This window comes from Rhizobacter sp. P2_D12, assembly GCF_056404395.1.
In genome coordinates this window covers 1-24,961 of sequence record NZ_JBFUEB010000074.1, presented here as the reverse complement: position 1 = coordinate 24,961, position 24,961 = coordinate 1, and the positions used below count along the sequence as shown (strand labels likewise).

The 24,961-nt window shown below is 69.6% G+C and carries 29 protein-coding genes; 15 read left to right on the top strand and 14 right to left on the bottom strand.

What is annotated here, in order from left to right:
- The first annotated feature begins 65 nt into the window (after positions 1 to 65).
- The 4 genes from AC1DYN_RS22385 (at position 66) to AC1DYN_RS22370 (ending at position 3,530) form a co-directional block, all read left to right on the top strand.
- Positions 66 to 1,190 (top strand): aromatic ring-hydroxylating oxygenase subunit alpha, encoded by a 1,125-nt coding sequence (locus tag AC1DYN_RS22385; protein ID WP_477963320.1) that lies wholly within the window; start codon positions 66 to 68, stop codon positions 1,188 to 1,190.
- A 46-nt stretch (positions 1,191 to 1,236) separates the two neighbouring features.
- Entirely contained in the window at positions 1,237 to 2,130 is an 894-nt protein-coding gene (locus AC1DYN_RS22380) for a DMT family transporter (protein ID WP_477963319.1), read from the top strand.
- Positions 2,131 to 2,141: 11 nt separating this feature from the next.
- Complete coding sequence (locus AC1DYN_RS22375; RefSeq protein ID WP_477963318.1) at positions 2,142 to 2,999, top strand: sulfurtransferase; 858 nt, start codon at positions 2,142 to 2,144, stop codon at positions 2,997 to 2,999.
- 96 nt (positions 3,000 to 3,095) lie between these two features.
- Positions 3,096 to 3,530: a universal stress protein gene (locus tag AC1DYN_RS22370; protein WP_477963317.1), complete on the top strand. Its 435-nt coding sequence runs from the start codon at positions 3,096 to 3,098 to the stop codon at positions 3,528 to 3,530.
- 70 nt (positions 3,531 to 3,600) lie between these two features.
- Here AC1DYN_RS22370 and AC1DYN_RS22365 read toward each other — a convergent pair whose 3' ends face one another.
- Both AC1DYN_RS22365 and AC1DYN_RS22360 read right to left on the bottom strand, forming a co-directional pair.
- The gene (locus tag AC1DYN_RS22365) at positions 3,601 to 4,377 is read right to left on the bottom strand and encodes a ZIP family metal transporter (protein WP_477963316.1); all 777 of its coding nucleotides are present in this window, start codon (positions 4,375 to 4,377) and stop codon (positions 3,601 to 3,603) included.
- 60 nt (positions 4,378 to 4,437) lie between these two features.
- A complete protein-coding gene (locus AC1DYN_RS22360) occupies positions 4,438 to 5,289 on the bottom strand; it encodes a dienelactone hydrolase family protein (RefSeq protein ID WP_477963315.1) in 852 nt (283 codons plus the stop codon).
- Between the two features lie 102 nt (positions 5,290 to 5,391).
- Here AC1DYN_RS22360 and AC1DYN_RS22355 point away from each other — a divergent pair, with 102 nt between their 5' ends.
- Genes AC1DYN_RS22355 through AC1DYN_RS22345 form a run of 3 tightly spaced genes read left to right on the top strand, consistent with a single transcriptional unit; the run spans position 5,392 to position 8,808 of the window.
- On the top strand, positions 5,392 to 6,894 hold the full coding sequence (locus AC1DYN_RS22355) for a Ppx/GppA phosphatase family protein (RefSeq protein ID WP_477963314.1): 1,503 nt from the start codon (positions 5,392 to 5,394) through the stop codon (positions 6,892 to 6,894).
- A 14-nt stretch (positions 6,895 to 6,908) separates the two neighbouring features.
- Positions 6,909 to 8,117, top strand: a complete 1,209-nt coding sequence (locus tag AC1DYN_RS22350) for an AAA family ATPase (protein WP_477963313.1) — start codon at positions 6,909 to 6,911, stop codon at positions 8,115 to 8,117.
- On the top strand, positions 8,110 to 8,808 hold the full coding sequence (locus AC1DYN_RS22345) for a hypothetical protein (protein ID WP_477963312.1): 699 nt from the start codon (positions 8,110 to 8,112) through the stop codon (positions 8,806 to 8,808). Before AC1DYN_RS22350 ends, AC1DYN_RS22345 begins: the two co-directional genes overlap by 8 nt.
- Here AC1DYN_RS22345 and AC1DYN_RS22340 read toward each other — a convergent pair whose 3' ends face one another.
- Together AC1DYN_RS22340 and imuA are read right to left on the bottom strand one after the other, a co-directional pair.
- A complete protein-coding gene (locus AC1DYN_RS22340) occupies positions 8,809 to 10,335 on the bottom strand; it encodes a Y-family DNA polymerase (RefSeq protein ID WP_477963311.1) in 1,527 nt (508 codons plus the stop codon).
- A gap of 18 nt (positions 10,336 to 10,353) precedes the next feature.
- Complete coding sequence (gene imuA / locus AC1DYN_RS22335; protein WP_477963310.1) at positions 10,354 to 11,151, bottom strand: translesion DNA synthesis-associated protein ImuA; 798 nt, start codon at positions 11,149 to 11,151, stop codon at positions 10,354 to 10,356.
- A 132-nt stretch (positions 11,152 to 11,283) separates the two neighbouring features.
- Between imuA and AC1DYN_RS22330 the strand changes: the two genes are divergently transcribed.
- Positions 11,284 to 12,249 carry a bifunctional helix-turn-helix transcriptional regulator/GNAT family N-acetyltransferase gene (locus tag AC1DYN_RS22330; RefSeq protein WP_477963309.1) on the top strand — a complete coding sequence of 322 codons (966 nt, stop codon included), beginning with the start codon at positions 11,284 to 11,286 and terminating at the stop codon, positions 12,247 to 12,249.
- Positions 12,246 to 12,620: a YchJ family protein gene (locus tag AC1DYN_RS22325; protein ID WP_477963308.1), complete on the top strand. Its 375-nt coding sequence runs from the start codon at positions 12,246 to 12,248 to the stop codon at positions 12,618 to 12,620. Before AC1DYN_RS22330 ends, AC1DYN_RS22325 begins: the two co-directional genes overlap by 4 nt.
- Here AC1DYN_RS22325 and AC1DYN_RS22320 read toward each other — a convergent pair whose 3' ends face one another.
- The 3 genes from AC1DYN_RS22320 to AC1DYN_RS22310 all read right to left on the bottom strand — a co-directional run bounded on the left by AC1DYN_RS22320 (position 12,621) and on the right by AC1DYN_RS22310 (position 14,653).
- On the bottom strand, positions 12,621 to 13,151 hold the full coding sequence (locus AC1DYN_RS22320) for a hypothetical protein (protein WP_477963307.1): 531 nt from the start codon (positions 13,149 to 13,151) through the stop codon (positions 12,621 to 12,623).
- A 135-nt stretch (positions 13,152 to 13,286) separates the two neighbouring features.
- Positions 13,287 to 14,360: a WD40/YVTN/BNR-like repeat-containing protein gene (locus AC1DYN_RS22315; RefSeq protein WP_477963306.1), complete on the bottom strand. Its 1,074-nt coding sequence runs from the start codon at positions 14,358 to 14,360 to the stop codon at positions 13,287 to 13,289.
- Between the two features lie 23 nt (positions 14,361 to 14,383).
- A complete protein-coding gene (locus tag AC1DYN_RS22310) occupies positions 14,384 to 14,653 on the bottom strand; it encodes a MoaD/ThiS family protein (RefSeq protein WP_477963305.1) in 270 nt (89 codons plus the stop codon).
- 45 nt (positions 14,654 to 14,698) lie between these two features.
- Here AC1DYN_RS22310 and rarD point away from each other — a divergent pair, with 45 nt between their 5' ends.
- The 3 genes from rarD to AC1DYN_RS22295 all read left to right on the top strand — a co-directional run bounded on the left by rarD (position 14,699) and on the right by AC1DYN_RS22295 (position 17,559).
- Positions 14,699 to 15,574: an EamA family transporter RarD gene (gene rarD, locus AC1DYN_RS22305; protein ID WP_477963304.1), complete on the top strand. Its 876-nt coding sequence runs from the start codon at positions 14,699 to 14,701 to the stop codon at positions 15,572 to 15,574.
- A 367-nt stretch (positions 15,575 to 15,941) separates the two neighbouring features.
- Complete coding sequence (locus AC1DYN_RS22300; RefSeq protein WP_477963303.1) at positions 15,942 to 16,616, top strand: chitosanase; 675 nt, start codon at positions 15,942 to 15,944, stop codon at positions 16,614 to 16,616.
- Between the two features lie 58 nt (positions 16,617 to 16,674).
- On the top strand, positions 16,675 to 17,559 hold the full coding sequence (locus AC1DYN_RS22295; RefSeq protein WP_477963302.1) for an alpha/beta hydrolase: 885 nt from the start codon (positions 16,675 to 16,677) through the stop codon (positions 17,557 to 17,559).
- 4 nt (positions 17,560 to 17,563) lie between these two features.
- Here the strand turns inward: AC1DYN_RS22295 and AC1DYN_RS22290 are convergent, their stop codons facing one another.
- From AC1DYN_RS22290 to AC1DYN_RS22265, 6 genes are all read right to left on the bottom strand, one after another.
- Entirely contained in the window at positions 17,564 to 18,076 is a 513-nt protein-coding gene (locus AC1DYN_RS22290) for a carboxymuconolactone decarboxylase family protein (RefSeq protein ID WP_477963301.1), read from the bottom strand.
- A 106-nt stretch (positions 18,077 to 18,182) separates the two neighbouring features.
- Positions 18,183 to 18,731, bottom strand: coding sequence for a peroxiredoxin (locus AC1DYN_RS22285; RefSeq protein WP_477963300.1), 549 nt, complete (start codon positions 18,729 to 18,731; stop codon positions 18,183 to 18,185).
- A 174-nt stretch (positions 18,732 to 18,905) separates the two neighbouring features.
- Positions 18,906 to 19,484 (bottom strand): DUF3501 family protein, encoded by a 579-nt coding sequence (locus AC1DYN_RS22280; RefSeq protein WP_477963299.1) that lies wholly within the window; start codon positions 19,482 to 19,484, stop codon positions 18,906 to 18,908.
- A gap of 10 nt (positions 19,485 to 19,494) precedes the next feature.
- Entirely contained in the window at positions 19,495 to 20,841 is a 1,347-nt protein-coding gene (locus AC1DYN_RS22275) for a (Fe-S)-binding protein (protein ID WP_477963298.1), read from the bottom strand.
- A gap of 74 nt (positions 20,842 to 20,915) precedes the next feature.
- Entirely contained in the window at positions 20,916 to 21,335 is a 420-nt protein-coding gene (locus AC1DYN_RS22270; protein WP_477963297.1) for a rubrerythrin family protein, read from the bottom strand.
- A 168-nt stretch (positions 21,336 to 21,503) separates the two neighbouring features.
- The gene (locus AC1DYN_RS22265; protein ID WP_477963296.1) at positions 21,504 to 22,370 is read right to left on the bottom strand and encodes an alpha/beta hydrolase; all 867 of its coding nucleotides are present in this window, start codon (positions 22,368 to 22,370) and stop codon (positions 21,504 to 21,506) included.
- 122 nt (positions 22,371 to 22,492) lie between these two features.
- Between AC1DYN_RS22265 and AC1DYN_RS22260 the strand changes: the two genes are divergently transcribed.
- Together AC1DYN_RS22260 and AC1DYN_RS22255 are read left to right on the top strand one after the other, a co-directional pair.
- Positions 22,493 to 22,993 (top strand): pilin, encoded by a 501-nt coding sequence (locus AC1DYN_RS22260; RefSeq protein WP_477963295.1) that lies wholly within the window; start codon positions 22,493 to 22,495, stop codon positions 22,991 to 22,993.
- 129 nt (positions 22,994 to 23,122) lie between these two features.
- The gene (locus tag AC1DYN_RS22255; RefSeq protein ID WP_477963294.1) at positions 23,123 to 23,248 is read left to right on the top strand and encodes a hypothetical protein; all 126 of its coding nucleotides are present in this window, start codon (positions 23,123 to 23,125) and stop codon (positions 23,246 to 23,248) included.
- 8 nt (positions 23,249 to 23,256) lie between these two features.
- Here the strand turns inward: AC1DYN_RS22255 and AC1DYN_RS22250 are convergent, their stop codons facing one another.
- Entirely contained in the window at positions 23,257 to 23,940 is a 684-nt protein-coding gene (locus AC1DYN_RS22250; RefSeq protein ID WP_477963293.1) for a PA4824 family protein, read from the bottom strand.
- Between the two features lie 78 nt (positions 23,941 to 24,018).
- Between AC1DYN_RS22250 and AC1DYN_RS22245 the strand changes: the two genes are divergently transcribed.
- A partial coding sequence (locus AC1DYN_RS22245; RefSeq protein ID WP_477963292.1) for an ExeA family protein occupies positions 24,019 to 24,961 on the top strand: 943 nt, incomplete at its 3' end.

Sequence of the window (24,961 nt, the reverse complement as noted above, 5' to 3'; positions counted from 1 at the left end):
CCTCCCACCCCCGGCAGCGCCCCGTGGTGGCACGTTCACATCGGTTATAGGAGACCCTCGGGATCATGTCCGACCTGAGCCTCGCCCTTCCAGCTCTCGAGCGCTATCACACCCAACTCCCCGTCTCCGCGTACTTCGACGACGACCTCCATCGCCGCGAGATGGAGCTCATCTTCCAGCACGGGCCCCGCTACCTGGGGCACGAACTGGCCGTGCCCGAGCCGGGCGACCACTACGCCCTGCCGCAGGAGGGCGAAGGCCGCGCGCTGGTGCGCACCGCGCAGGGGATCGAACTCGTCTCCAACGTCTGCCGGCACCGCCAGGCGGTGATGCTGCGCGGGCGCGGCAACACCGGCAGCCACATCGTGTGCCCGCTGCACCGCTGGACCTACGACCTGAAGGGCCAGCTGATCGGTGCGCCGCACTTCCCGGCCGACCCCTGCCTGCACCTGAACCGCTACAAGACGCAGACCTGGAACGGCCTGATCTTCGAGGACAACGGCCGCGACGTGGCCGCCGACCTGGCCGGCCTCGGCCCGCGCGCCGACCTGGATTTCAGCGGCTACGTGCTCGACCGCGTGCACATGCACGAGTGCGACTACAACTGGAAGACCTTCATCGAGGTCTACCTGGAGGACTACCACGTCGGCCCGTTCCACCCGGGGCTGAGCCAGTTCGTCAGCTGCGACGACCTGGCCTGGGAGTTCGGCCGCCACCACTCGGTGCAGACGGTCGGGCCGAAGAACGCGCTGGCCAAGGCCGGCTCGGCCGCCTACCGCAAGTGGCACGACGCGGTGCTCGGCTACCGCACCGGCCGCTTCGACAACCCGGTGCCGCGCCACGGCGCGGTCTGGCTCACCTATTACCCGAACGTGATGGTCGAGTGGTATCCACACGTGCTGGTGGTGTCGACGCTGTACCCGAAGGGGCCGCAGAAGACGCTGAACGTGGTCGAGTTCTTCTACCCGGAAGAGATCACCGCCTTCGAGCGCGAGTTCGTCGAGGCCAACCAGGCGGCCTACCTGGAAACCTGCGTCGAGGACGACGAGATCGCGCTGCGCATGGACGCCGGCCGGCGCGCGCTGCACGAGCGCGGCGACAACGAGGTCGGCCCGTACCAGACGCCGATGGAAGACGGCATGGAGCAGTTCCATGCGTGGTACCGCAAGGCGATGAAGCTGCGGGCCTGAAGCCCTGCGCCGGCGGCCGGGCGCAGCGCTGGGCGAGAATCGACCGATGCGCTCCGCCCCCGTGTTGATGATCCTCGCGTCGTTCCTGTTTGCCAGCATGGGGGTGTGCGTGAAGCTCGCATCCGCCTACTACCCGGCCGGCGAGATCGTGTTCTACCGCGGCCTGACCGGCACGCTGCTGCTGGCGCTGGTGACGCGCTGGCGCGGCGGCACGCTGCGCACCAAGGTGCCATCGATGCACTTCTGGCGCAGCCTGACCGGCGTGTCGGCGCTGTGCCTGTGGTTCTACTCGATCGGCAACCTGCCGCTGGCCACCTCGATGACGCTGAACTACATGTCGTCGGTGTGGATGACGCTGTTCCTGATCGGTGGCGCCGCGGTGCTGGGCACGGCCCGCGTCGACGGCCGGCTGATCGCGACGGTGCTGACGGGCTTCATCGGCGTGGGGCTGATCCTGCGGCCGACGATCGCCGACGACCAGCTGTGGCACGGACTGATCGGCCTGATGTCGGGCGTGGTGTCGGCCACCGCGTACCTGCAGGTGTCGGCGCTCGGCCGGGCCGGCGAGCCCGAATCGCGCATCGTCTTCTACTTCTCGCTCGGCGGCGTGATCGCCGGCGCCCTGAGCATGCTGTGGACCGGCATGCATGCGCACACCTGGATCGGCGCGCTGCTGCTGCTGGCGGTGGGGCTGCTGGCCACGACCGCGCAGCTGCTGATGACGCGCGCCTACAGCACCGGCAAGACCCTGGTCAACGCGAGCCTGCAGTACCTGGGCATCGCGTTCTCGTTCGCGTACGGCGTGCTGGTCTTCCATGACGCGGTCACCTGGATGGCGCTGGCCGGCATGGTGCTGATCGTCGGCGCCGGTCTGGCCGCGACGCGCCTGCGCCAGGAATCGCCGCCGCAACGCGACATTTCCGTGCTGCCCGAAAGCTGAAAGGCCCCTCGATGACGATCCGCCCTCCCCTGATCTCCGCGACCGAACTGCAGGCCGCGCTGGCCGGCGCACAGCCGCCGCTGCTGCTCGATTGCAGCTTCGACCTGACGGACCCCGCCGCCGGCGAGCGCAGCTGGCGCGAAGGCCACCTGCCCGGCGCGCTGTACGTGAACCTGAACGAGGACCTGTCGGGCCCGAAGACCGGCAGCAACGGGCGCCACCCGCTGGCCGGACGCGACGACTACGCGCGCTGGATGGGCCGCATCGGCATCGCGCCGGGCCGCGAGGTGGTGGTGTACGACCGGCAGGCCGCGATGTACGCGGTGCGCGCGTGGTGGGTGCTGCTGTGGATGGGACACCGCACGGTGCGCGTGCTCGATGGCGGCCTGGCAGCGTGGCAGGCGGCCGGCGGCGCGCTGTCGCAGGATGTGCCGGTCCCGGTGGCTGCGGGCACCTATCCGACACTGGCACCGCAATTGCCGACGCTGGATGCGGCCCAGTTGCAGCGGCGCCTGGGCGAGGTGCTGGTGATCGATGCCCGCGCGCCCGAGCGCTACCGCGGCGACGTCGAACCCATCGACGCGGTGGCCGGCCACATCCCCGGCGCGGCGAACCGGTTCTTCAAGGACAACCTGCAGGCCGATGGCCGGTTCAAGCCGGCCGGGCAGCTGCGCAGCGAGTTCCTGGCCGCGCTGGGCGGCCGCGCGCCGGCCGAGGTCGTCAACCAGTGCGGCTCGGGCGTCACCGCCTGCCACAACCTCTTGGCGATGGAAGTGGCCGGCCTGGGCGGCGCGGCGCTGTACCCGGGCTCGTGGAGCGAATGGTCATCCGACAGCAGCCGGCCGATGGAGAAATCCCCCCGCGCGTGACCGGGGTTTGACCCCCGTCAATCGCGGGTCTACCTTCGGGGGAACACTGGCGGGGCCCGCAGGTCCTACGGGTGTTTCCACTCCAAGGAGATGACCATGTTCCATCGCATCCTGGTACCGACCGACGGTTCGGACATCACGAAGAAGGCGACCGACACGGCCATCGCGCTGGCGAAGTCGGTCAACGCGCGGGTCTACACCGTGAGCGTGAAGGAGCCTTTCCCGTACAGCGCGATCTCGGAGATGCAGCCGACGCCGCCGCAGGAGTTCTTCGACGCGCAGGAGCGCATCGCGTCGACGCGGGTGAAGGCGGTGCGCGACGACTGCGTGGCGATGGGCGTGCCCTGCGAAGCGCACACGCTGGAGGCGCTGCATCCGTGGGAAGCCATCATCGAGCACGCACGCCGCCAGGAGTGCGACCTGATCGTGATGGCCTCGCACGGGCGGCGCGGGGTCAGTGCGCTGCTGCTGGGGAGCGAGACGCAGAAGGTGCTGACGCACAGCAAGGTGCCCGTGCTGGTCGTGAGGTAGGCGCGATGCGGCCCCGGATTGGCATCCGGGTTACCCGTTTTCGTAGCCCGGATGCCAATCCGGGACGCATTCAATGATGGTGCGCGTGGCTCGCCACGAAGATCACGATGGCCAGCCCGACTGCCAGCCAGGCCAGCTGCGCCGCCGTGTCCTTGGCCGACAGCCGGTGCTGCAACTGCGGGATCAGGTCGGCCACTGCCACGTAGATGAAGCTGCTCGACGCGATCACCAGCAGGTACGGGAACAGCGCTTCCCACGGCCCGACCACCACGTAGCCCACCACCCCGCCGACCACCGCCGCCATCCCCGACACCGCGTTGTAGAGCAGCGCCTTGCCGCGCGACAACCCGGCGTTCAGCAGCACGATGTAGTCACCCACCTCCTGCGGGATCTCGTGCGCGATGATGGCCAGCGCGGTGAACGTGCCCAGCCGCGTGTCGGTCAGGAAGGCGGCCGCGATGATGATGCCGTCGCAGAAGTTGTGGATGCTGTCGCCCAGCAGCACCGTCCAGCCGCCGCGGCCGGCCTGGTGCTTGTCGAAGCCGTGGTGGTGGTGGTGCTCGTCCCCTTCGTGGTGGTGGCCGTGGCGGTACAGCTCGGCCTTCTCGAGCAGGAAGAAGAACAGCAGCCCGGCCAGCAGCGTCATGAACAGGCTCTGCGGGCTGGCCTTGCTCTCGAAGGCCTCCGGCAGGATGTTCAGCAGCGCGGTGCCGAGCAGCACGCCCGCCGACAGGCTGACCAGGTGGTGCACGATGCGGCCGAGCACGTTGATCGTCAGGCTGGCGGCCAGCAGCACCGACAGCAGCCCGCCGGCAAAGGTCGCGAGCACGATATACAGGAGGGTCATGGGGACTCGGTCCAACAAAAAGCCGCGCGACGCGCGGCTGGGCAGGAAACGCAGCGGGCTTCAGGCCACGCCGTGGGCCTTGAACCAGTCGAGGCAACGCCGCCAGCCATCCTCGGCCGCGCCCTGGCGATAGCTGGCGCGGTAGTCGGCGTGGAAGGCATGCGGCGCGTCGGGGTAGATCACGAACTCGGACGCCCGGGACGCCGGGCCACCGGCCGCCAGGGCTGATTTCATCTTATCAATCGTGTCAAGCGGGATGCTGGCGTCGGCCTCGCCGTACAGCCCCAGCACCGGCCCGTGCAGCCGGCCGGCCACGTCGACCGGGCGGCGCGGCTGCAGCTCGGTGGCCGGCGACGCGAGCTTGCCGTACCAGGCGACGCCCGCCTTCACCGCCGCGTTGTGCGCATCGAACAGCCAGGTGACGCGCCCGCCCCAGCAGAAACCGGTGACGCCCAGCCGCGACACGTCGCCGCCCTGCGTGGCCGCCCAGCTGACGGTGGCGTCCAGGTCGTTCAGCACCTGCGCGTCGGGCACTTTGCTGATCAGCTCGGCGAACAGCACCGCCGTGTCGGTGTAGGCCGACGCATCGCCCTGGCGCACGAACAGCTCGGGCGCGATCGCCAAGTAGCCCTGCTTCGCGAAGCGGCGCGCGACATCGGCGATGTGCTCGTGCACGCCGAAGATCTCGCACACCACGATGACCACCGGCAGCCCGCTGCGCCCGGCCGGCATCGCGCGGTAGGCCGGCATCTGGAAGCCGCCGACCGGGATCGTCACCGCGCCGGCCGTCAGCCCGTGCGCATCGGTGGCGACCGCATGGGCGGTGATCGGCTGCACCGAGGCCGCATAGCCCTGGCCAACGCCGCCCCGCGCGACGACGGGGGCCTGCACATCGGGTTCGGTGATCGGCATCGCGCTGTCCGGGTCGGGTGGAGATCGCCGCGATTCTATTTTCTCGTTGCCGCCCCTGGCCACAACGGGGTCTGCATGCAAAACACGGAGAGAATCGCCCGCATGACCAGCCGATTCCCCGACCACCTTGCGGCCATCGACATGGGCTCGAACAGTTTTCGCCTCGAGATCGGCGAACTGAGCCCCGGCCGCTACAAGCGCATCGACTACCTGAAAGAGACTGTCCGGCTGGGTGGCGGCCTCGACAAATCCGGCCTGCTGACCGAGGACGCGACGCTGCGCGGCCTGGCCTGCCTGGGCCGCTTCGCGCAGCGGCTGCAGGGCTATGTGCCCGGCCAGGTGCGCGCGGTGGCGACGCAGACGCTGCGCGAAGCGCGCAACCGCGATGCCTTCCTGGTGCGCGCGCAAAGCGTGCTCGGCCTGCCGATCGAGGTGATCTCGGGCCGCGAGGAAGCGCGGCTGATCTATGCCGGCGTCGCGCGCCTGCAGCCGTCCGAAGAGCCGCGGCTGGTGATCGACATCGGCGGGCGCTCGACCGAGATGATCCTCGGCCAGGGTCGCACGCCGCTGCGCGCCGAGTCGTTCCAGGTCGGCAGCGTCAGCCTGTCGATGCGCTATTTCGCCGACGGCCGCTTCAGCGAGGCCGCGTTCCGCGCCGCGCAGGTGGCGGCCGGTGCCGAGCTGGAAGAAGCGCTGGCGCCGTTCGCGCCGCAGCACTGGCGCGAGGCGCTGGGCTCGTCGGGCACCGCCGGCGCGGTGTCGCAGCTGCTGCAGGCCAGCGGCATCAGCGATGGCGCGATCACGCCCGACGGCCTGCGCTGGTGCATCGAGCAGTGCCTGAAGGCCGGCCGCATCGACAAGCTGAGCCTGCCCGGGCTGAAGGAAGACCGCCGCGCGGTGATCGCCGGCGGCCTGGCCATCCTGTACACGCTGGCCACGCACTTCGGCATCGACGTGCTGCAGCCGGCGCGCGGCGCGCTGCGCCAGGGCGTCATCTTCGACCTCGACGAGCGGCTGCATGCCGAGACGCGCAGCAGCGAAGGCCACGACATGCGCGACGCGTCGGTGCGCGAGCTGCAGCGGCGCTTCGAGGTCGACATCGGCCAGGCCGAGCGCGTCGCGAGCATCGCCGATGCACTGCATGCCGGCGCGGCGCCGCAGCGCAGCACGACCCAGCTGCGCGAGCTGCGCTGGGCCTGCGCGCTGCACGAGATGGGCATGATGATCTCGCACCACGACCACCACCGGCACAGCGCCTACGTGCTGGGCAATGTCGACGCCGCGGGCTTCTCGCAATCGCAGCAGCGGCGGCTGGCCGAGCTGGTGCTGGCGCAGCGCGGCGGCCTGCGCAAGGTGGAGCCGCAGCTGGAGAACGAGGACTTCGCGCTGCAGGTGCTGTGCCTGCGGCTGGCGATCATCAAGTGCCATGCGCGCGGCGCGGTCGACACCGCGGCGCTGCAGCTGCAGTTGCAGGGCCGGCAGGCCACGCTCGCCTTCGGCGAAGGCTGGGCGCAGACGCATCCGCGCACGCTGTTCCTGCTGAACGAGGAGGTCGAAGCGTGGCAGCGCAGCAACCTGCTGCGCTTGAACCTGAGGCAGAGGTAGCCCGGAGTACAAGGATGATCAAGACGATCAAGATCAACGGCTTCAAGTCGATCCACGATCTCGGCGAGTCGGGTCTGGAGCTGGGAACGGTCAATTGCTTCATCGGCGCCAACGGTGTCGGCAAGAGCAACATCCTTGAAGCCGTCGGCGTCCTGGGAGCTGCCGCGAACGGCACCGTGGACGACGAAGCCTTGCTGCGTCGCGGCGTACGGGCGGGGTTGCCTCGCCTGTACAAGAGTTCGTTCCGCGGCACTCCCGTGCAGCCGCACATCGGCATCGAGGCTGCATCGGATCGGGGCGCCGTGTACCGCGTCTCGCTGCTGAACCCGCTGGAGTCTCCGGAACCGGCCTGGACGTTCAAGACGGAACGCCTCGAACAAGGCGCAGACGTGATCGTCTCCGACGGTGTCCGCAACAAGCGCAACCTCAATCCGAAGTCCGGCCTGGCGGCGCTGCGCATGGTCGAGATGGAGCCGGCCAGCGCCGCGGCCGCCCTGCTGGCCGAGCTTCAGCAGTACGCCATCTATTGCCCCAACACGCCGACCCTGCGCGGGATGGTGCCGGACCAGCAGACCCGCGAACCGGTCGGCCTGTCGGGCGGCCGATTGGCCGAGGCCGTGGACGATCTCCGGCATTCGGCACTGGCAGACGACTCCGGCCTGCTGGATGACCTGCTGGGCATGCTGGACTGGGCCTCGGACGTCAACATCACGCGCAGCGCCCAGACCTTGCTGTCGCCGTCGGTGCCTCGGTCACAGACGGTGCTGAAGTTCACCGACCGCTACATGGCGCCCAGCCGGAATGAGCTGACGGCCTATGACGCCAGCGAAGGCGCGCTGTACGTGCTGTACTGTGCCGCCTTGTGCCTCGCGGAGCGCAGCCCGCAGGTGCTGGCCATCGACAACCTCGACCAGGCATTGAACCCGCGACTCGTCACGGCACTGGTGCAGCGACTGCATGGCTGGCTCACACATGGACAGTCGCGCCCTGGGCCGCAAGCTCCAGCGCGGCAACTCCTGTTCACTGCCCACAATCCCGCGGTGCTGGACGGGCTCGACCTGGCCAACGATGACATCCGCCTGTTTGCCATCGGGCGAAACAACCTCGGCCACACCAGCGTCCATCGCATTGCAATGACGCCCGAGCTGGCGGCACTCAACCAGCAGTACCCGCTGTCGCGGCTGTGGCCGATGGGGCATCTGGGGGCGGTCCCGAATGTCTGACCTGCGTATCGCCCTGGTGGCAGAGGGCCCGACAGAGCGGGAAGTTCTGAAGGCGGCGCTGGACGCCATCCTGAGTCCTCGCACCTTCGAGTTGATCCAGTTGCAACCCGAAATTACCCAGCCAAAGTTCGGAGGCGGCTGGGGCGGCGTGCTGAAGTGGTGCAAGGATGTCGCGAAGCGGCACCACGGGCCGCTGAGCGAGGATCCGACGCTGGCCGGCTTCGACGCCATCGTGCTGCACCTGGATGCGGATGTCGCCGGTTTCTCGTATGCGGGCGTGGGATTCGGCGATGACCAGATCGAAGTCCACTGGCTCGGGCTGCCTTGCGCGAATCCGTGCCCTCCGGAGACAGCTGCTGCGAGCGCACTGCACGCCGTGCTGCTGAGTTGGCTCCATCCAGCCTGGCCCGGGCCGACGTGCATCGTGTGGCTGCCGGCCATGAACACGGGCAGCTGGATCGCGGCGGCAACCTTGCCGGCTGGCCATCCCTTGCTGGCAGACCTCGAATGCCGCCTCGACATCGAGGTGCAACTTGCGCAATTGCCTCTCAGGCAGCGCTTTCGGAAGACGCGGGCCGATGTGCTGCGGGCAGCACTCCGAATCACCGCCAACTGGCCGCAGGTTGCCGAACGCTGCAGCCGGGCACGGCAGCTCGCGGGCGATACCCTCACGGCGCTTCACCTCCACTGATCAGCCGTAACGTCCCTGCAGGAACCAGCCCTCGCCTTCAGATTGGTCCGAGAACGGCAGCCGGGCTCGATACAGCCACACCAGGGCTCCTTCGGCCGTCTGTGCGATGAAGTAGTCACGCTCGATCCCATCGCCATCCCACCAGCCGGCCTCGATGCGTTCCGGCCCGGCCAGCAGTTGCAGCGGCTGGCCGTCGAGCAAGGGTTGCGACTGTCGCTCCCCCAAGGGAAGCGCCTGCGGCAGAAGCCACACCGGGCGTGACGCCCCTGCCTGCAGAGGCAGTTCGGTGGAACGCAAGCGCGGTACGGCAGGCCCGCTCTGCGCCGCACCCTCCGAACGGGCCGCGCACACCAGGCTGCCGCGCTCGGGCCGGTGGTCCTGCACCGGCAGCACGCGCTGCACCCGCTCGCGGCCGAGCCGCGCCTGCAGGCGTTCGAGCAGCCGCGTCAGGCCTTCCTGCTCGCTGCGCGGCGTCGGGAACAGCTCGGCATTCGGCGGCGGCTTGCGCGCGATGTCGCTGGCTCGCAGCGCCAGTTCCAGCGTCGGCGCGGCCAGCTGCAGCTGCGACAGCCGCTCGCGCAGCAGCGCCGCCAGGTGCTTCGCATCGCGCGACGGCTCGGCCAGCGCGAGTTCGAGCGTGGTGTGCTGCGGCGTCTGCGCATCGCGCCGCCAGCGCGGCTCGTGCTTCATCTGCAGGCTGAAGCGGCGCACGAAGGCATGCTGGGCCGACAGCCACGCGACCAGCCGCGACAGCAGCACCTGCGAGCCGTGCATCACCTGCTCGGTGGTGTCGGCCCGCGCGAACAGCTCGAGCTCGCTGTGGAAGCGCGCCGGCAGCTCAACCGCCACGCGGGGGTCGGGCCGGTGGCCGAGCGCGGCATCGAACTCGTGCAGCAAGGACTCGCCGAAGCGCCGCGCCAGCCCGGCGCGCGGCAGGCTGCGCAGGTCGCCCAGCGTGTTCAGCCCCATGCCCTGCAGCGCATCCCAATGCTCGTGCCCCGGCCCGAGCAGCCACACCGGCGCGGCATCGAGGGCGCGCTGCAGCGCGGCGGCATCGGCGCAATGCAGCCCGTCGTGCACGCGCGCCAGCAGCGCCGACCCCTGCGCGGTCGGCGTGCTGACGCAGTGCACCTGGTGGCCCAGCGGCTGCAGCGCGTCGCGCAGCCGCTGCAGCAACGCCTCGCGCCCGCCGAAATAGCGCAGGCTGGCCTCGACCTCGACCAGCACGCCCTGCGGCGCCGACAGGCACACCGCCGGCGAGAACGCCAGCGCCGCGTGTGCGATGCCCGTCAGTGCCTGCGCATCGCGCAGCGCATCGGCCTGGCCCAGCAGCAGCTGCGGCGCCAGCGCCAGCGCGGTCGCGCGCTTCAGCCCGGGCTTGACGCCCAGCGCCTGCGCCCGGGCACAGGCATGCACGACCTGGTGCGCCTCGACCAGCGCGACCGGCTGCCCGGCGTGCTGCGCCGGCAGCGTCGCCAGGAAGGACTCCAGCGACAGCAACGGCAGGTGAAGACCGATCCAGAGCATCGCGTGCCCATGGACAGGTCAGGCGAGGTTGACGAAGGTCGCGGCGCGCAGCGGCTGCGCAGCGACCGGCGGCTGCACCGCCAGCTCGCGCGCCTTGCGGGCCGAAGTCGCCGACAGCACCGGCGGCAGCGCCAGCAACAGTTCGTGCGCGAGCGGCGGGCCGCGGCGCTTCAGCACGCGCAGCGCCAGCTGGTCGGCGCCGCCGGCGCGCAGCGCGAGCCGCAATGGCGCGGGGCTGGCCTGCTGCTGCACTGCCACTTCGCGCAGCACGAAGGCCGGGCCGTCGTGCGCATGCGCGGCCACCTGCAGCCGGCGCAGCCGCTCGGCACGCAGCCGCGGCGGCAGCCAGGCCAGCACCGCGCCGACGTGGCCGCTGTGCAGGGCCTGCTCCAGCGCCCACAGCCGGGCATCGACGCCAGCCTCGTGCGGACGGCCGTCGATGCCCGGGATGCCCTGCGTGCCGGTGTCGATCACCAGCAGTTGCTCGGCATCCAACCCCATCTGCAGCAGCGCCCAGGCCGACAAGGCGGCCGGCGGATCGAACAGCATCACCAGCCGGCCGGCCCGCTGCGTGGCCGCGAGGCCGGGCGCCAGCAGGCGGATCTCGCCCAGGCCCGGGTGCGGCAGCAGCAGTTCGGTGAGCGCGCGACGCGGCCAGCCACCGCCAGGCAGCTGGGCATCGAGCAGAGGGAACCCGGTGGGCAGCGCCTGCTCGAGGCTGCGACCCATCTGGTGGCCGCGCCACACACGGGTGTGCAGGCTCTCGGGCAGCGGAGCGCGGCGGGTGGCAGGGGAAGAGATGGCGGCGAATGGCATGGCGACTACTGTATGAGCATCCAGTATAGAGGCCTGTTCTTTTCCCTGCCCAAGGCGTTACAAGTGCGTTTGAATGAGCTTTTAGCAATCCAATAGTTGCTTTTGGCAATCAATTGCTGCAGCATGCGGGACATGAGCCCATCGACAGACACCCGCCGCCGTGCCGATGCCGTGCGGGCCTTCAACCGCTTCTACACGCGGCGCATCGGCGTGCTGCAGGAAGGCCTGGTCGACAGCGGCTTCACGCTGACCGAATCGCGGCTGCTCTGGGAGTTCGCGCACCGCCCGCACGCCACGGCCAGCGAGCTGGCGCGCGCCCTCGACCTCGATCCCGGCTACCTGAGCCGGCTGCTGCGCAGCCTGCGCGAACGCGGGCTGATCCAGGGCACGCCGTCGGCCAGCGATGCGCGCCAGTCGCAGCTGTCGCTGACCGACGCCGGCCGCGCCGCGTTCGCGCCGCTGGACACCGGCTCGCAGCGCCAGGTGCAGGCGCTGCTGGACGGGCTGAACGAGCAATCGCAGCAGCAGCTGCTGCAGGCGATGGACACGCTGCAGCGCCTGCTCGACGACGACCCGGCCCGCCAGGCGCGCCAGCCCTACCTGCTGCGCGCGCACCGGCCCGGCGACCTCGGCTGGGTGGTCGCCCGCCACGGCGCGCTGTATGCCGACGAGTACCGCTGGGACATGCGCTTCGAGGCGCTGGTCGCGCGCATCGCGGCCGACTTCATCGAACGCTTCGACGCGGCGCGCGAAGCCTGCTGGATCGCCGAGCGCGACGGTGCCAACCTCGGCTGCGTGTTCCTGGTGCAGGCGCGCGACGAGGCCACGCAGCAGCCGGTCGAGGGCATCGCGCAGCTGCGCATGCTGCTGGTCGAGCCGTCGGCGCGCGGGCTGGGGCTGGGGCGCCGGCTGGTCACCGAATGCGAGCGCTTCGCGCGCCAGGCCGGCTACCGGCGCATCACGCTGTGGACCAACGCCAACCTGCTGGCGGCGCGCGGCATCTATGCGTCGGCGGGCTACCGGTTGGTGGCGAGCGAACCGCACCGCAGTTTCGGGCACGATCTGGTTGGGGAAACCTGGAGCCTCGAACTGACATGACCTGCCCGTGCGGCCTGCCCCATCCCTACGCCGACTGCTGCGGCCGCTACCACGCCGGCCCGCTGCACCTGCTGGCGTCCGATGCCGAGGCCTTGATGCGCTCGCGCTACAGCGCCTTCGTCAACGGCCTGCCGGACTACCTGCTCGCGACCTGGCACGCGAGCACGCGGCCGGCCCTGCTGGAGCCCGATCCGCCGGGCCTGCGCTGGCTGGGCCTGGACGTGCGCCGGCACGTGGCGCAGGACGCCGATCATGCGATCGTGGAGTTCGTCGCCCGCAGCAAGCTCGGGGGCCGCGCGCAGCGGCTGCACGAGACCAGCCGCTTCGTGCGCGAAGACGGCCGCTGGTACTACGTCGACGGCGAGTTCTGATCAGGCGAACTCTTGGCGCACGCTGGCCGACATCAGCCGGCGGATGATCCAGCCGAGCAACCCGCAGGCCCCCAGCGTCACCAGCACCGCCATCACGCGCGCCGCGGTGACGAAGCCGCCGAACACGCCCATGGCCCGCGGCGGCAGCGCCGTGGTGCTGAGCGTCGTGTCGACCACCGACTGCATCACCTCCTGCTGCAGCCACAGACCCAGCAGGTTGGCGACGATGGCCAGCAGCAGCAGCGCGATGAAGGTGCGGCGCGCCCAGTCCAAGCGCAGCAGCAGGCCGATCGCCGAGGCCAGCGTGGCCAGCGACATCACCAGCCCCGCATTGACCACCCACGGCAGGTGGGCGATCAGCATGCCGAACAGGCCGCTCACCTGCTGGCCGCCGGCATCGAAACCGCCCGACACCAGCATCGCGTTCTGCAGCAGCGCCGACACGCTGGCCAGCGCGCCCAGCAGCATGAAGACCCACGCCGTGGCGGTGACGAAAATCGAACGGGCTCCGACGGTGATGGTGGTGGGCATGCTGTTTCCTCGACAGCACGATTGTCCGGAGCGCTGCATGACTTGTCATGCACTGCAACGCGATTCCCCCCAGATCGAGGGGCCGCGCTGTGCGCGCGGCACCACAACATGTCAGCCGATGTATCGGTGGCTTCGTCAACCGAAGTGCAGCGCGTAGACCGGCGGCAGTTGTGCCGGCAGGTGCACCCACTGCTCGCCGGTGTCGTCGCTGCTCCACACGTGGCCGGTGGTGCTGCCCATCAGCAGGCTGCGTCCGTCGGCCGACACGTCCAGCCCATGCCGGTAGACCAGGTCGTAGCAGTGCGATTGCGGCAGGCCGCTGCGCAAGGTCTCGAAGCTCGCGCCGCCGTCGCGCGTGCGGTTGACGACCAGCGCCCCGTCCACCGGCACGCGCTGCTGGTCGGCCACGCCGGGCACGAACCACGCGGTCTGCGCGTCCTGCGGGTGCACCGCGACGGCGAAGCCGAAATCCGACAGCGGCGCGGTGGTGACCTGCTGCCACGAGGCCGACGCATCGGTGGAGCGCCAGATGCCGTTGTGGTGCTGCGTCCACAGCACGTCCGGCTGCGCGCCGCAGCGCACGATGCGGTGCGGGTCCTGCGTGTTGGGCGACGCCGCCTGCTCGGGCGGCATGTAGGCGGCGTGCATGCCGTCGGCCTGCAGCGACCAGCTCGCGCCGTCGTCGTTCGTGACCCAGACGCCGCCGCAGCTGATGCCCAGCACCAGCTGGCCGGCCTGCGTGGGGTGGGCGCAGATCGAGTGGATGCCCGGCACGTCGTAGCCGCCGCCGAACCATTCGGCGCGTTCGGGGCGCTGCCACAGGGCGTCGACGAGTTGCCAGCTCTCGCCGCCGTCGCCGCTGCGGAACAGGCCACCCGGCAAGGTGCCGGCCCACAGCGTGCCGTGCGCGCGTTCCAGCGACCAGACCTGCTGCACCTTCCACGGCACGCCGGTCGCGTCGGCCGGCTGCTCGGGGAAGGCCGGCGCGGCGACCTCGTGCCAGGTGACGCCCTGGTCATCGGACGCATGCAGCTTGACGCCGAAGTGGCCCAGGTTCAGCGCCGCGAGCATGCGGCCGTCGGGGCCGGGCGGCAGCAGCATCGACACCGGTTCGCCGAGGAAGCTGCTGCGGGCGACCTGCCAGCCGGCGGCGTCGCGCTTCAGTTCGAACAGGCCCTTGCGGGTGGCAATCCAGGCGCGCTGTGTCATCTGACGCTCCTCCAGGTTCAACTTCAACCGCCGGACAAGGCCTGCATCACGTGGATGCGGCTGTCCGGGCGCAGCGGGTCGGCCAGCGCGATGCGGTCGTGGCTGCGCACGCCGTCGACGAAGGCCACCACGTTGGGCCGCATGTGGCCCTGCTCGTCGAGCACGTAGCCGCGCAGCCGCGGGTGGGCGGCGAACACGCGCTCGAGCGCGCCGCGCAGCGTGGGCGCGTCGACGTCCAGCTCCGGCGTCTCGATGAAGCGCCGCAGCTGCTGCGTGAACACGACATGGGCCATGGCCGAGCATCATGCCGCGCTCGCGCTGCACGGACAATCCACCGCATGAATTACGGAATGCTCAGCGCCGCCCTCGCCTTCGCCCTGTGGGGCGTGTTCCCGCTCTTCTTCCGCCGGCTGGCCATGCTGCCGGCCGGCGAGGTGCTGGCGCACCGCATCGTCTGGTCGCTCGCCTTCGTGCTGATCGTGCTGGGGGTGCGGCGGCAGTGGAGCTGGCTGCGGCCGCTGCTGGGCCGCCCGCGCGTGCTGGCGGCGTTTGCCGCCAGTGCGCTGCTGCTGGCGGTGAACTGGCTGACCTACATCTGGTCGGTCAACCACGGCCACGTGATCGATGCGAGCCTGGGCTACTTCATCACGCCGCTGGTCAACGTGCTGCTCGGCTACACCGTGCTGCACGAGCGCCCGCGGCGCGGCCAGTGGGTGGCGCTCGCGCTGGCCACGGCCGGCGTCGTGTGGCTGACGGTGCAGGCCGGCCAGCTGCCGTGGATCGCGCTGGTGCTGGCGGCCAGCTTCGGCAGCTACGGGCTGCTGCGCAAGGTGGCGGTGCTCGGGCCGCTGGAGGGGCTGGCGCTGGAGGCGATGCTGCTGGCGCCGCTGGCGATCGCCGCGCTGCTGTTCTGGCAGCTGCAGGGCACGGGGTCGTTCCCGCTGGCGGACACCGCGACCAACCTGTGGCTGCTGGCGGCCGGGCCGATCACCGCGGTCCCGCTGCTGCTGTTCGCGGCAGGCGCACGCCGCATCTCGATGACGACGCTCGGGCTGATGCAGTACATCGGGCCGACGATCCAGTTCGGGCTCGGCGTGTGGCTGTTCGGCGAGCCGTTCGCCGGGGCACGGCTGGCGGGGTTCGGCTTCATCTGGGTGGCGCTGGTGGTGTACAGCCTGGAAGGGTGGTGGGCGACACGCAACAGCCGCCCATAAAGGGGTTGCAGCTGGTCACAGACTGACGCGGGCGGCACGCTCAGAATGGAAACGATTCCATCCTTTGCCATTGCCGCGCCCAGCCATGAACCGTCGCCACCACCTTGCCCTGCTGATGCTGAGCGCCGCGCTGTCCGCCTGTGGCGGCAGCTCAGACGACGAGTCGTCCGGCCCGATTTCGGGGACCCCGCCCGCCCCCGCACCTGCCCCCGTTCCTGCTCCAGCCCCAGCGCCAGCACCATCTCCCGCACCGGCACCGGCGCCTGCGCCCGCACCAGCCCCAGCCCCCACGCCGGCTCCGGCTCCGGCTCCCGCTCCTGCGCCCGCCTCCGCCGACCTCGCCGATGCCGCCAAGAAGGACATCGCGATGCAGATCGTCTCGAGCGCCGAGAACTCGTCGCTGAACTGGCGCGCGCAATACGCCTACATCCAGGACATCGGTGACGGCCGCGGCTACACCGCCGGCATCATCGGCTTCTGCTCGGGCACCAGCGACATGCTGGAAGTCGTGCAGGACTACACCCGGCGCTCGCCGAACAACGTGCTGGCCAAGTACCTGCCGGCGCTGAAGAAGGTCAACGGCAGCGACTCGCACGCCGGGCTGGACCCGACCTACCAGGCCGACTGGAAGACCGCCGCCGCCGACATGGTGTTCCAGCAGGCGCAGGACGCGGTGCGCGACGACCAGTACTTCAACCCCGCCGTGCAGCAAGCCAAGACCGACGGCCTGCGTGCGCTCGGCCAGTTCATCTACTACGACGCGATCGTGATGCACGGCCCGGGCAACAGCGGCGTCAGCTTCGGCGGCATCCGCAAGACCGCGATGTCGCGCGCCAAGACGCCGGCCCAGGGCGGCGACGAGACGACCTACCTGAATGCCTTCCTCGATGCCCGCGTGGCCGCGATGAAGACCGAGGAGGCGCACTCCGACACCAGCCGCGTCGACACCGCCCAGCGCGTGTGGCTGCGCGACGGCAACTTCGGCCTGAACACGCCGCTGAACTGGAAGGTCTACGGCGACAGCTACAGCATCAAGAAGTAGCCGCCGAGAGTCCGAGCGGCGCTGTCGCCTGTTCGCGGCGTGTCAACATCGTGCCTCGATGCGCCTGCTCTTCCGCCACTGGCACCGCAAGGCCGCGTTCGCGGCCGGCCTGGCGTTGTTGCTCGGTTTCCAACTTGGCTGCGCGACGCTCGACGAGCGCCAGCGTGCCTGGATCTTCCAGCCCGGCGACCGCGTCTGGTATGGCGGTGCCGCAGCCGCCGAGGGCCTGGACGACGCCTGGATCGGCTACGAATCCAGGGCCGCCGAATCGCGCGGCCAGCAGGTGCGCCTGCACGGCCTGTGGCTGCCCCAGGACGACCCGGCGGCACCGGTGCTGCTCTACCTGCATGGCGCCCGCTTCGACGTGCGAACCAGCGCGTCGCGCATGCGGCGCATGCATGACCTGGGCTTCGCCGTGCTGGCGATCGACTACCGCGGCTTCGGCCGCAGCACCGCCACGCTGCCGTCGCAGGACCTGGCCACCGAGGATGCGCATGCGGCGTGGGATTGGCTCGCGAAGCAGTGCCCGCAGTCACGCCGCTTCATCTTCGGCCATTCGCTGGGCGGCGCGATCGCGGTGCAGCTGGCCGCCGAGGTGCCCGACGAAGCCGGCCTGATCGTCGAAGGCAGCTTCACGTCGATCCCCGACGTGGTCTCGACATTCCGCTGGGGCTGGCTGCCGGTCGGGCCGCTGATCACGCAGCGCTTCGACGCCGCCTCGCGCATCGCCGACATCGGCTCGCCGCTGCTGGTGGTGCACGGCAGCAACGACACGCTGATCCAGCCGGCGCTCGGCCGGGCGTTGTTCGAGCGCGCCCGCGAGCCCAAGCGCTTCCTGCTGGTCGAGGGCGGCTCGCACCACAGCACCAACGACCTGGGGCAGCCGCAATACCGCGAGGCGGTGGCCGAGCTGTTCGGCGTCGGCCGCGCGCCGCAGCCCTGAAGCCTTACTTCGCCACCAGCACCTGCGACGCCGCATTCACCACCGCCGCGATGCGGCCGATGTCGCGCAGCTGCTGCGTCGTCAGGCCTTCCTTCTTCAGCAGCGCGTAGTGCGAGCTGATGCAGAAGTGGCACTTGCCGACGATCGACGCGGCCAGCGCGTAAGCCTCGAACTTCTTCTTGTCGACGCCGCCGCTGGTGGCGTAGGCGTTCATGCGCAGCTCGGCGCGCACCGTCTTCAGCTCTTCGTCGTTGGCCATCTCGACGAACGGATACCAGGCGTTGTTCATGCCCATCAGCGCCGCCGCGGTGAGGGCCGCGTTCGCTTCCGCCGCCGGCATGTTGGCCTGGAAGACGTCGATCAGCGGCTTGCTCTTCGCCGCGAAGGCGGCGGCCAGCGCGACGCCCAGCGCGTCTTCGGGCGCCAGGCTCGAGCGCGCGATCACGCCGTCGATGTTCAGGCGAATGTCCTTCGCCCAGTCCGGGATCTGTTCCTTGATGCTGTTCAGAAAGTCCATCTCTTCATCCTCGATTCGGGTCGTGCGGAAACAAAAATGCCCGGCGGACCGGGCATTTCAGGAGGGAGCCTCGAAAGGCCCCCGGCCGGGTCTTGCGGTCGATCGATTACAGCGTCGCGCCGCCGACACCGCGGTTGCACGGGCACAGCTCGTCGGTCTGCAGGCCGTCCAGCAGGCGCAGCACTTCTTCCGGGTTGCGGCCGACGTTCAGGTTGTTCACGCTGACGTGCTGGATGGTGTTGTCCGGGTCGACGATGAAGGTCGCGCGCAGTGCCACGCCTTCGGCCTTGTCGCGCACGCCCAGCTGGTCGACCAGCGAGCCGGTCACGTCGCCGAAGCTGTAGTGGCCCAGCTTGCTCAGGTCCTTGTGCTCACGGCGCCAGCCCAGCTTGCTGAACTCGTTGTCGGTCGAACCGCCCAGCAGCACCGCATCGCGCTCGGCGAACTGCGCCGACAGCTTGTCGAAGCCGACGATCTCGGTCGGGCACACGAAGGTGAAGTCCTTCGGGTAGAAATAGATGATCTTCCACTTGCCCGGGAAGCTCTTCTCGGTGATGGTCTCGAACGCCGAGACGCCGTTCTCTTCGTGGTGGTTGAAGCCGGGCTTGGCAGYCACGACGCTGAACGCTTCGACCTTGTCGCCAACGGTTTTCATGGGATCTCTCCTTGAGTTGCGGATGATTGAAGCTATCGAAGCTTCGCGAATGATGCATTCTATGCATGAACTGGCGTCGATGCGAACCGTTCGCGTTTGAGGCTTCCTAAACCTGCGATAGCCAAAAACAAAATGCCGGCACGTGGCCGGCACCGCTCCTGTCACGAGGGCCTGTTATCGCAAGTCGCCCGCCAGAGAGGCCAGGGTCTCCGGATTGATCGCGACGTGCGCCGGGTAGTGCGTGTGGTCGCACCCCAGCTTGCATGCCGCGCCGGCCCGCAGCGCCTCGCGCGCGGCGGTCGGAAACTCGAAGCGCAGGAAATGCACCGCCGAGGTCTTCTCGTCGGTCTCGCGGTCCAGGTCTTCGTCGGCGATCGCGTACACCCGCGCATGGCCCTCGACCTCGACGAACATGCGGTCCTCGATGCCGATCAGCCGCGCCAGCTCGCGCTTGCGCTCGTGCACGTCGGGGTATTCGATCAGCATCGTCGCCTTCCAGTTGCTGCCGTCGGGCACCAGCGGCGCGTAGGCCTCGATCTCGCCCAGGATGCCTGCCTCGTCGAAGATCTTCTCGATGTGCAGCATCTCCTGGATCTGGCGGCGGATCGTCTGCTCGTCCTCGAACTGCACCGTGATGTGCTCGCCCAGCGACACCGAGCGCAGCTTGCGGTGCGCGATGAACCCGGGCCGCTCGGTCTTGCGGATCTTCGCGTAGGCCTCCAGCGTCAGCAGGCTGTCTTTCGTGATGCTCATGGAATCCCTTTCACAGGCCGTAGGCGATGCGCACCAGGCTCAGCGGGTGCTGCAGTTTCGCCGCCGGCGCGCCCTGCTGCGCCATGCCCTGCGCAATGTGGTGGCCGGCCAGCGCGCAGTCGGAGCTGATGTAGTCGGGCTCGTTGTTCGCCATCGCCTTGAACACCGGCCTGCCGATCTTCATCGCCACCGGGTGGTAGGCCGTCTTCACGCCATACGTGCCGGCGTGCCCCGAGCAGCGCTCCACCGTGTTGACCTGCACCGTCACCGCCTGGCCGATCAGCTTCAGCATCTCCTCGGTCTTCTTGCCGATCTTCTGCACCCGGCCGTGGCAGGGGATGTGGTAGCTCACCTTGCCCAGCGGCTGCTTGAAGTCGGTCTTCAGCAGCCCGTCCTTGTGGCGCGCCATCAGGTACTCGAACGGGTCGAACATCGCCTGCTGCACCAGCCGCGTGTCGGCGTCGTCCGGGAACATCAGCGGCAGCTCCTGCTTGAACATCAGCGTGCAGCTGGGGATGGCGCTCAGGATCGCGAAGCCGTCCTTCGCGTAGCGGGCCAGCACCGGGATGTTGGCTTCCTTGTGCTTCGCGACGGCGTCCAGGTCGCCCAGCTCCAGCTTGGGCATGCCGCAGCACGACTCCTTGTCGACCAGCGTGTACGGGATGTCGTTGTGCTCCAGCACCTTCAGCAGGTCGTGCCCGATGCCGGGCTCGTTGTAGTTGACGTAGCAGGTCGCGAAGATCGCCACCTTGCCGGGCGTGCGCTCGCCGCGGGTGACCACCGTCGCGGCGCCGTCCTTGCTGGCGCTCCAGCGGAAGCGGCGCGTCGCCAGCTCGGGCAGCCAGGCATCGGGGTGCACGTGCAGCGTCTTGTCGAGCAGCTTGCGCATCGGCTTCGTCTTGTTCAATGCGTTGGCCACCTGCACCACCACCGGGATGCCGGCGAACTGGCCGTGCACGTCGGTCGACGCGAGGAACTGCTCGCCGCCGCCGACCTCGCCCTTCTTGAACTTGATCGCCTTGGCCCGCAGCATGGTGTGGGGGAAGTCCAGGTTCCACGGGTGCGGCGGAACGTACGGACACTTCGTCATGTAGCAGAGGTCGCACAGGTAGCACTGGTCGACCACCTTCCAGTAGTCGACCTTGGCCACGCCGTCGACCTCCTGGGTACTGCTTTCGTCGACCAGGTCGAACAGCGTCGGGAAGGATTGGCACAGGCTGACGCAGCGCCGGCAGCCATGGCAGATGTCGAAGATGCGCTCCATCTCGTGGAGGCACTTGTCTTCGTCGTAGAACTCGGGATTCTTCCAGTCGATCGGGTGGCGTGTGGGCGCTTCGAGGTTGCCTTCTCGCGTCATGGACGACTCCTGATTCTTCGGGCGTCAGGCCGAGCCGCGGCAGCACGGCCGCGGCTTGGAAACGAAGGCCGGATTCAGTCCACCAATGCGTCCAGCGCCTTCTGGTAGCGATTGGCATGCGAGCGCTCGGCCTTGGCCAGCGTCTCGAACCAGTCGGCGATCTCGTCGAAGCCGTCGGTGCGCGCCTGGCGTGCCATGCCCGGGTACATGTCGGTGTACTCGTGCGTCTCGCCGGCCACGGCGGCCGTCAGGTTCTGGCGGCTCGAGCCGATCGGCAGCCCGGTGGCCGGGTCGCCCACCGCTTCCAGGAACTCCAGGTGCCCGTGGGCATGGCCCGTCTCGCCTTCGGCGGTCGAGCGGAACAGCGCCGCGATGTCGTTCTGGCCTTCGATGTCGGCCTTGTTGGCGAAGTAGAGGTACCGGCGGTTGGCCTGGGATTCGCCCGCAAAGGCGTCCTTCAGGTTCTGCTCGGTCTTCGATCCTTTCAATCCCATGGCGCTCTCCTGGCTAGTGAATGAAGTGGATGCGTTCTCCTGCGTTCAGGAGGACCCGCGAACCGTATCGCAGCGTCCGGCCGGCTGCCAATACAAAGCTTCAATGTGGCGCATAGCAGTCGGCTATGTTCTTCGCGGGTAAACGAGCAGGGTCGTCAGTGACAACCCTCAGGCCAGCCCGAGGAGCCGCCGCGCCAGCAGGTTGAGCCGGCCCTGCGGCGAGGCCAGGTCGTGCAGCACGGTGAAATGGTTCGCGTCGGCGATGCGCTCGCACACCGGCACCGTGCGGCGGCCCCAGGCCTTGCGGATGGCGTCGTTCTGCAGCAGGAACTCCTCGCTCTCGTCGGCACCGACCGCGGCGCACAGCAGCCCGTTGGGGGCCGGCAGGTTGACCGGGCTCAGCCGGGCGGCCAGTTCGGGCGTCAGCCGCAGGTCGGCCTGCAGGAAGGGCGTGCGGCCCACCGGCTCCAGGTCGAACACGCCCGAGATCGCGAGCGCCGAGCGCACCAGGTTCGGCGGCAGGTCGACGCCCACCTGGGCCCACTCGCAGTTCAGCAGCATCGCCGCCAGGTGCCCGCCCGCCGAATGCCCGGCGACCACGATGTGCTTCGGGTCGCCGCCGTACAGCGCCGCGTTGCGCCAGACCCAGGCCAGCGCCTTCACCATCTGCAGCGCGATGGTGTCGATGCCCACCGGCGCCTCGGGCGTGCCGGGGCACAGCGCGTAGTTCGGCAGCACCACCATCGCGCCGGCATGCACGAAGGTCGGCGCGACGAAGGAATGCTGCGACTTGTCCAGCGATCGCCACCAGCCACCGTGGATGAACACCAGCACCGGCGCGCCGGCGCGCGGCGACGGAAAGACGTCCAGGGTTTCCAGCGGGCCGCTGCCGTACGGGATGTCGATGCGCCGCGACAGCCCGTCGCGCGACAGCGCCGATGCGCGCCCCCAGCGGTCGAAGATCTCGGGGTGGTCGGGATGGCGGGCCCGGTTGTCGTATTGCTGGTCGAGCCGGTCGGGGTCGAATCGGGCCATGGGGGGGCGCCGGCAGGCAACGCCGGCGTGAAGCTGAAACCTGGCGTTTCTAACCCGAGCCGCCGCGCAGGGCAAGGCCGGCCCGGCTTCACGCAGAATGCCGGCAACGCTACGAGGCACGCATGCAGGCACCCTTTCACCCCCCGGCAAGACACCGACGCGGCTTCACGCTGATCGAGCTGATGGTCGTCGTGGCCGTCGTCGCCATCCTCGCGGCCATCGCCATCCCCAGCATGCAGGGGCGCCTGGTGCGCGGCCAGCTGGTCGAAGCGGTCAAGCTGGCCGAGATCGCCAAGGCCCCGGTGGCGGCCTCGTGGACCACCACCAAGACGCTGCCGCTCGACAACGCCGCCGCCGGGCTGCCGGCCAGCGACAAGATCGTCAGCACGCTGGTGCGCTCGGTGGCCATCGAGTCGGGCGCGATCCAGATCACCTTCGGCAACCAGGCCAACGGCGCGATCCAGGGCAAGACGCTGACGCTGCGCCCGGCGGTGGTCGAGGATGCGCAGGTGGTGCCGGTGTCCTGGGTCTGCGGCCACGCGCCGGTGCCGGACAAGATGACGGTGAAGGGCCTGGACAAGACCGACGTGCCGAAGAACTTCCTGCCGGTGAACTGCCGCTGAGGATGGCAACCCCCGAGAGGGGCGCCGCCTGGCACGAAGATCGCTTTGAGAGCCTCACCTGGCCGGAAACCCCGCGCCAGGCGGTCGTTCCGGCGGATTTCGGGGCGATCCGGACACACCGGAGTTCACATGACTGACAAACAACGTCACCAACGCCTGCAACCCGCGCCCCACGGCTTCCTGCCGAACTGGGTGCTGGTGGTTCTCGCGACCGGCGCGATGGCCCTGGTGGGCTTCGCCCACTCGTTCATCTGAGCTGAGGCTCAGCTCCCGAAATCCTGGTTCAGCCCCAGCGTGGCGCCGGTGTAGCCGGCGGCTTCGGCCGGGTGATGGCGCGACAGGCTCAGGTCCAGGCTGAGCCGGGGCGACAGGTTCCAGCGCCCGCCCACGCGCGACACCCGCTCGCCGGCGATCCGGCTGTGCTCCAGCAGCACGCTGGCAGCGTCGCTGGCGGCCCATTCGCCTGCCGTGCCCCAGCGCCGCGCGGTGCCCGCCTCGCGCATCCGGTCCCAGCCCGCGTTCAGGTGCACCTGCAGCGCCGTCGCCGGCCACCACGAGAGCGGCGCATACAGCGTCTGCGAGGCCGGCCCGCCCTGCCGGCGATCCCAGCCGGCGCCCCACACGAGGCCCAGGCTCAGGCGCTGGGCCGCCGGGTCGGCCACCCATTTCAGCTGCGGGCCCAGGCTGCGCTGCACGCCGCTGTCGTCGCGCGCGCGGTCGGCGTTCAGGCCCACCTCGACCGGGCCGGCGCGACAGGCCGGGCCCAGGTGCAGCAACTGCCCGTCGATGCGCGGCGCGCGGGCGACCCAGGCCTCGACCTGGCAGTGGCCGGGGTCGGCAATGGTCGCGTCGTCGACGTCGAAGTGCCCACCGGCCGCATGCGCCGGCAGCGCGGCCAACGACAACGCGAACGGCAGCACGAGGCAGGCTGGGAACGGCGGGTGCATCGGCGCCAGTATCTGCGCCGTCGGTGTCAGACGCGTGGCGCTCGGCGATAGACTGCGAGACCGAATCCATCCCACCCCATGTACGCGCCATTCTTCGGGCTCAAGCAAGAGCCCTTCTCGATCGCCCCGGATCCGCGCTACCTGTTCATGAGCGAACGGCACCGCGAGGCGCTCGCGCACCTGTTGTACGGCGTGCGCGGCGGCGGCGGCTTCGTGCTGCTGACCGGCGAGATCGGCGCGGGCAAGACCACGGTGTGCCGCTGCTTCCTCGAGCAGATCCCGAAGCGCTGCAACGTCGCCTACATCTTCAACCCCAAGCTCACGGTGTTCGAGCTGCTGAAGACGGTGTGCGAGGAGTTCCGCATCCCCTACGAGCACCAGGGTCCGGGCGCGCCGACCGTCAAGGACTACCTCGATCCGCTGAACGACTTCCTGCTGCGCACCCACGCGGTCGGGCTGAACAACGTGCTGATCATCGACGAGGCGCAGAACCTGTCGCCCGACGTGCTGGAACAGCTGCGCCTGCTGACCAACCTCGAGACCAACGAGCGCAAGCTGCTGCAGATCATCCTGATCGGCCAGCCCGAGCTGCGCGACATGCTGGCCCAGCCGCAGCTCGAGCAGCTGGCGCAGCGCGTGATCGCGCGCTACCACCTGAAGGCGTTGAGCGAGAAGGAAACCTCGCAGTACATCCGCCACCGCATGGCCGTGGCCGGCATGCGCACCGCGCTGCCCTTCGACCGCTCGGCACGGCACCGCGTGTTCCAGCTGTCGCGCGGCGTGCCGCGGCGCATCAACCTGCTGTGCGACCGCGCGCTGCTGGGGGCCTATGGCCAGGGGCAGCCGCGCATCGACGCGGCGATCGTCGACAAGGCGGCGGCCGAAGTCTTCGGCTCGGCGCACGGCGACGACGCGACCCTGCCGCCGATGCCGCGCTGGCAGCAGGCCACGCGCTGGGGCGTGGGCGCGGCCGGTGTCGCGGCGCTGCTGGGCATGGTGGCGTGGGCGGTCGACGGCCGGC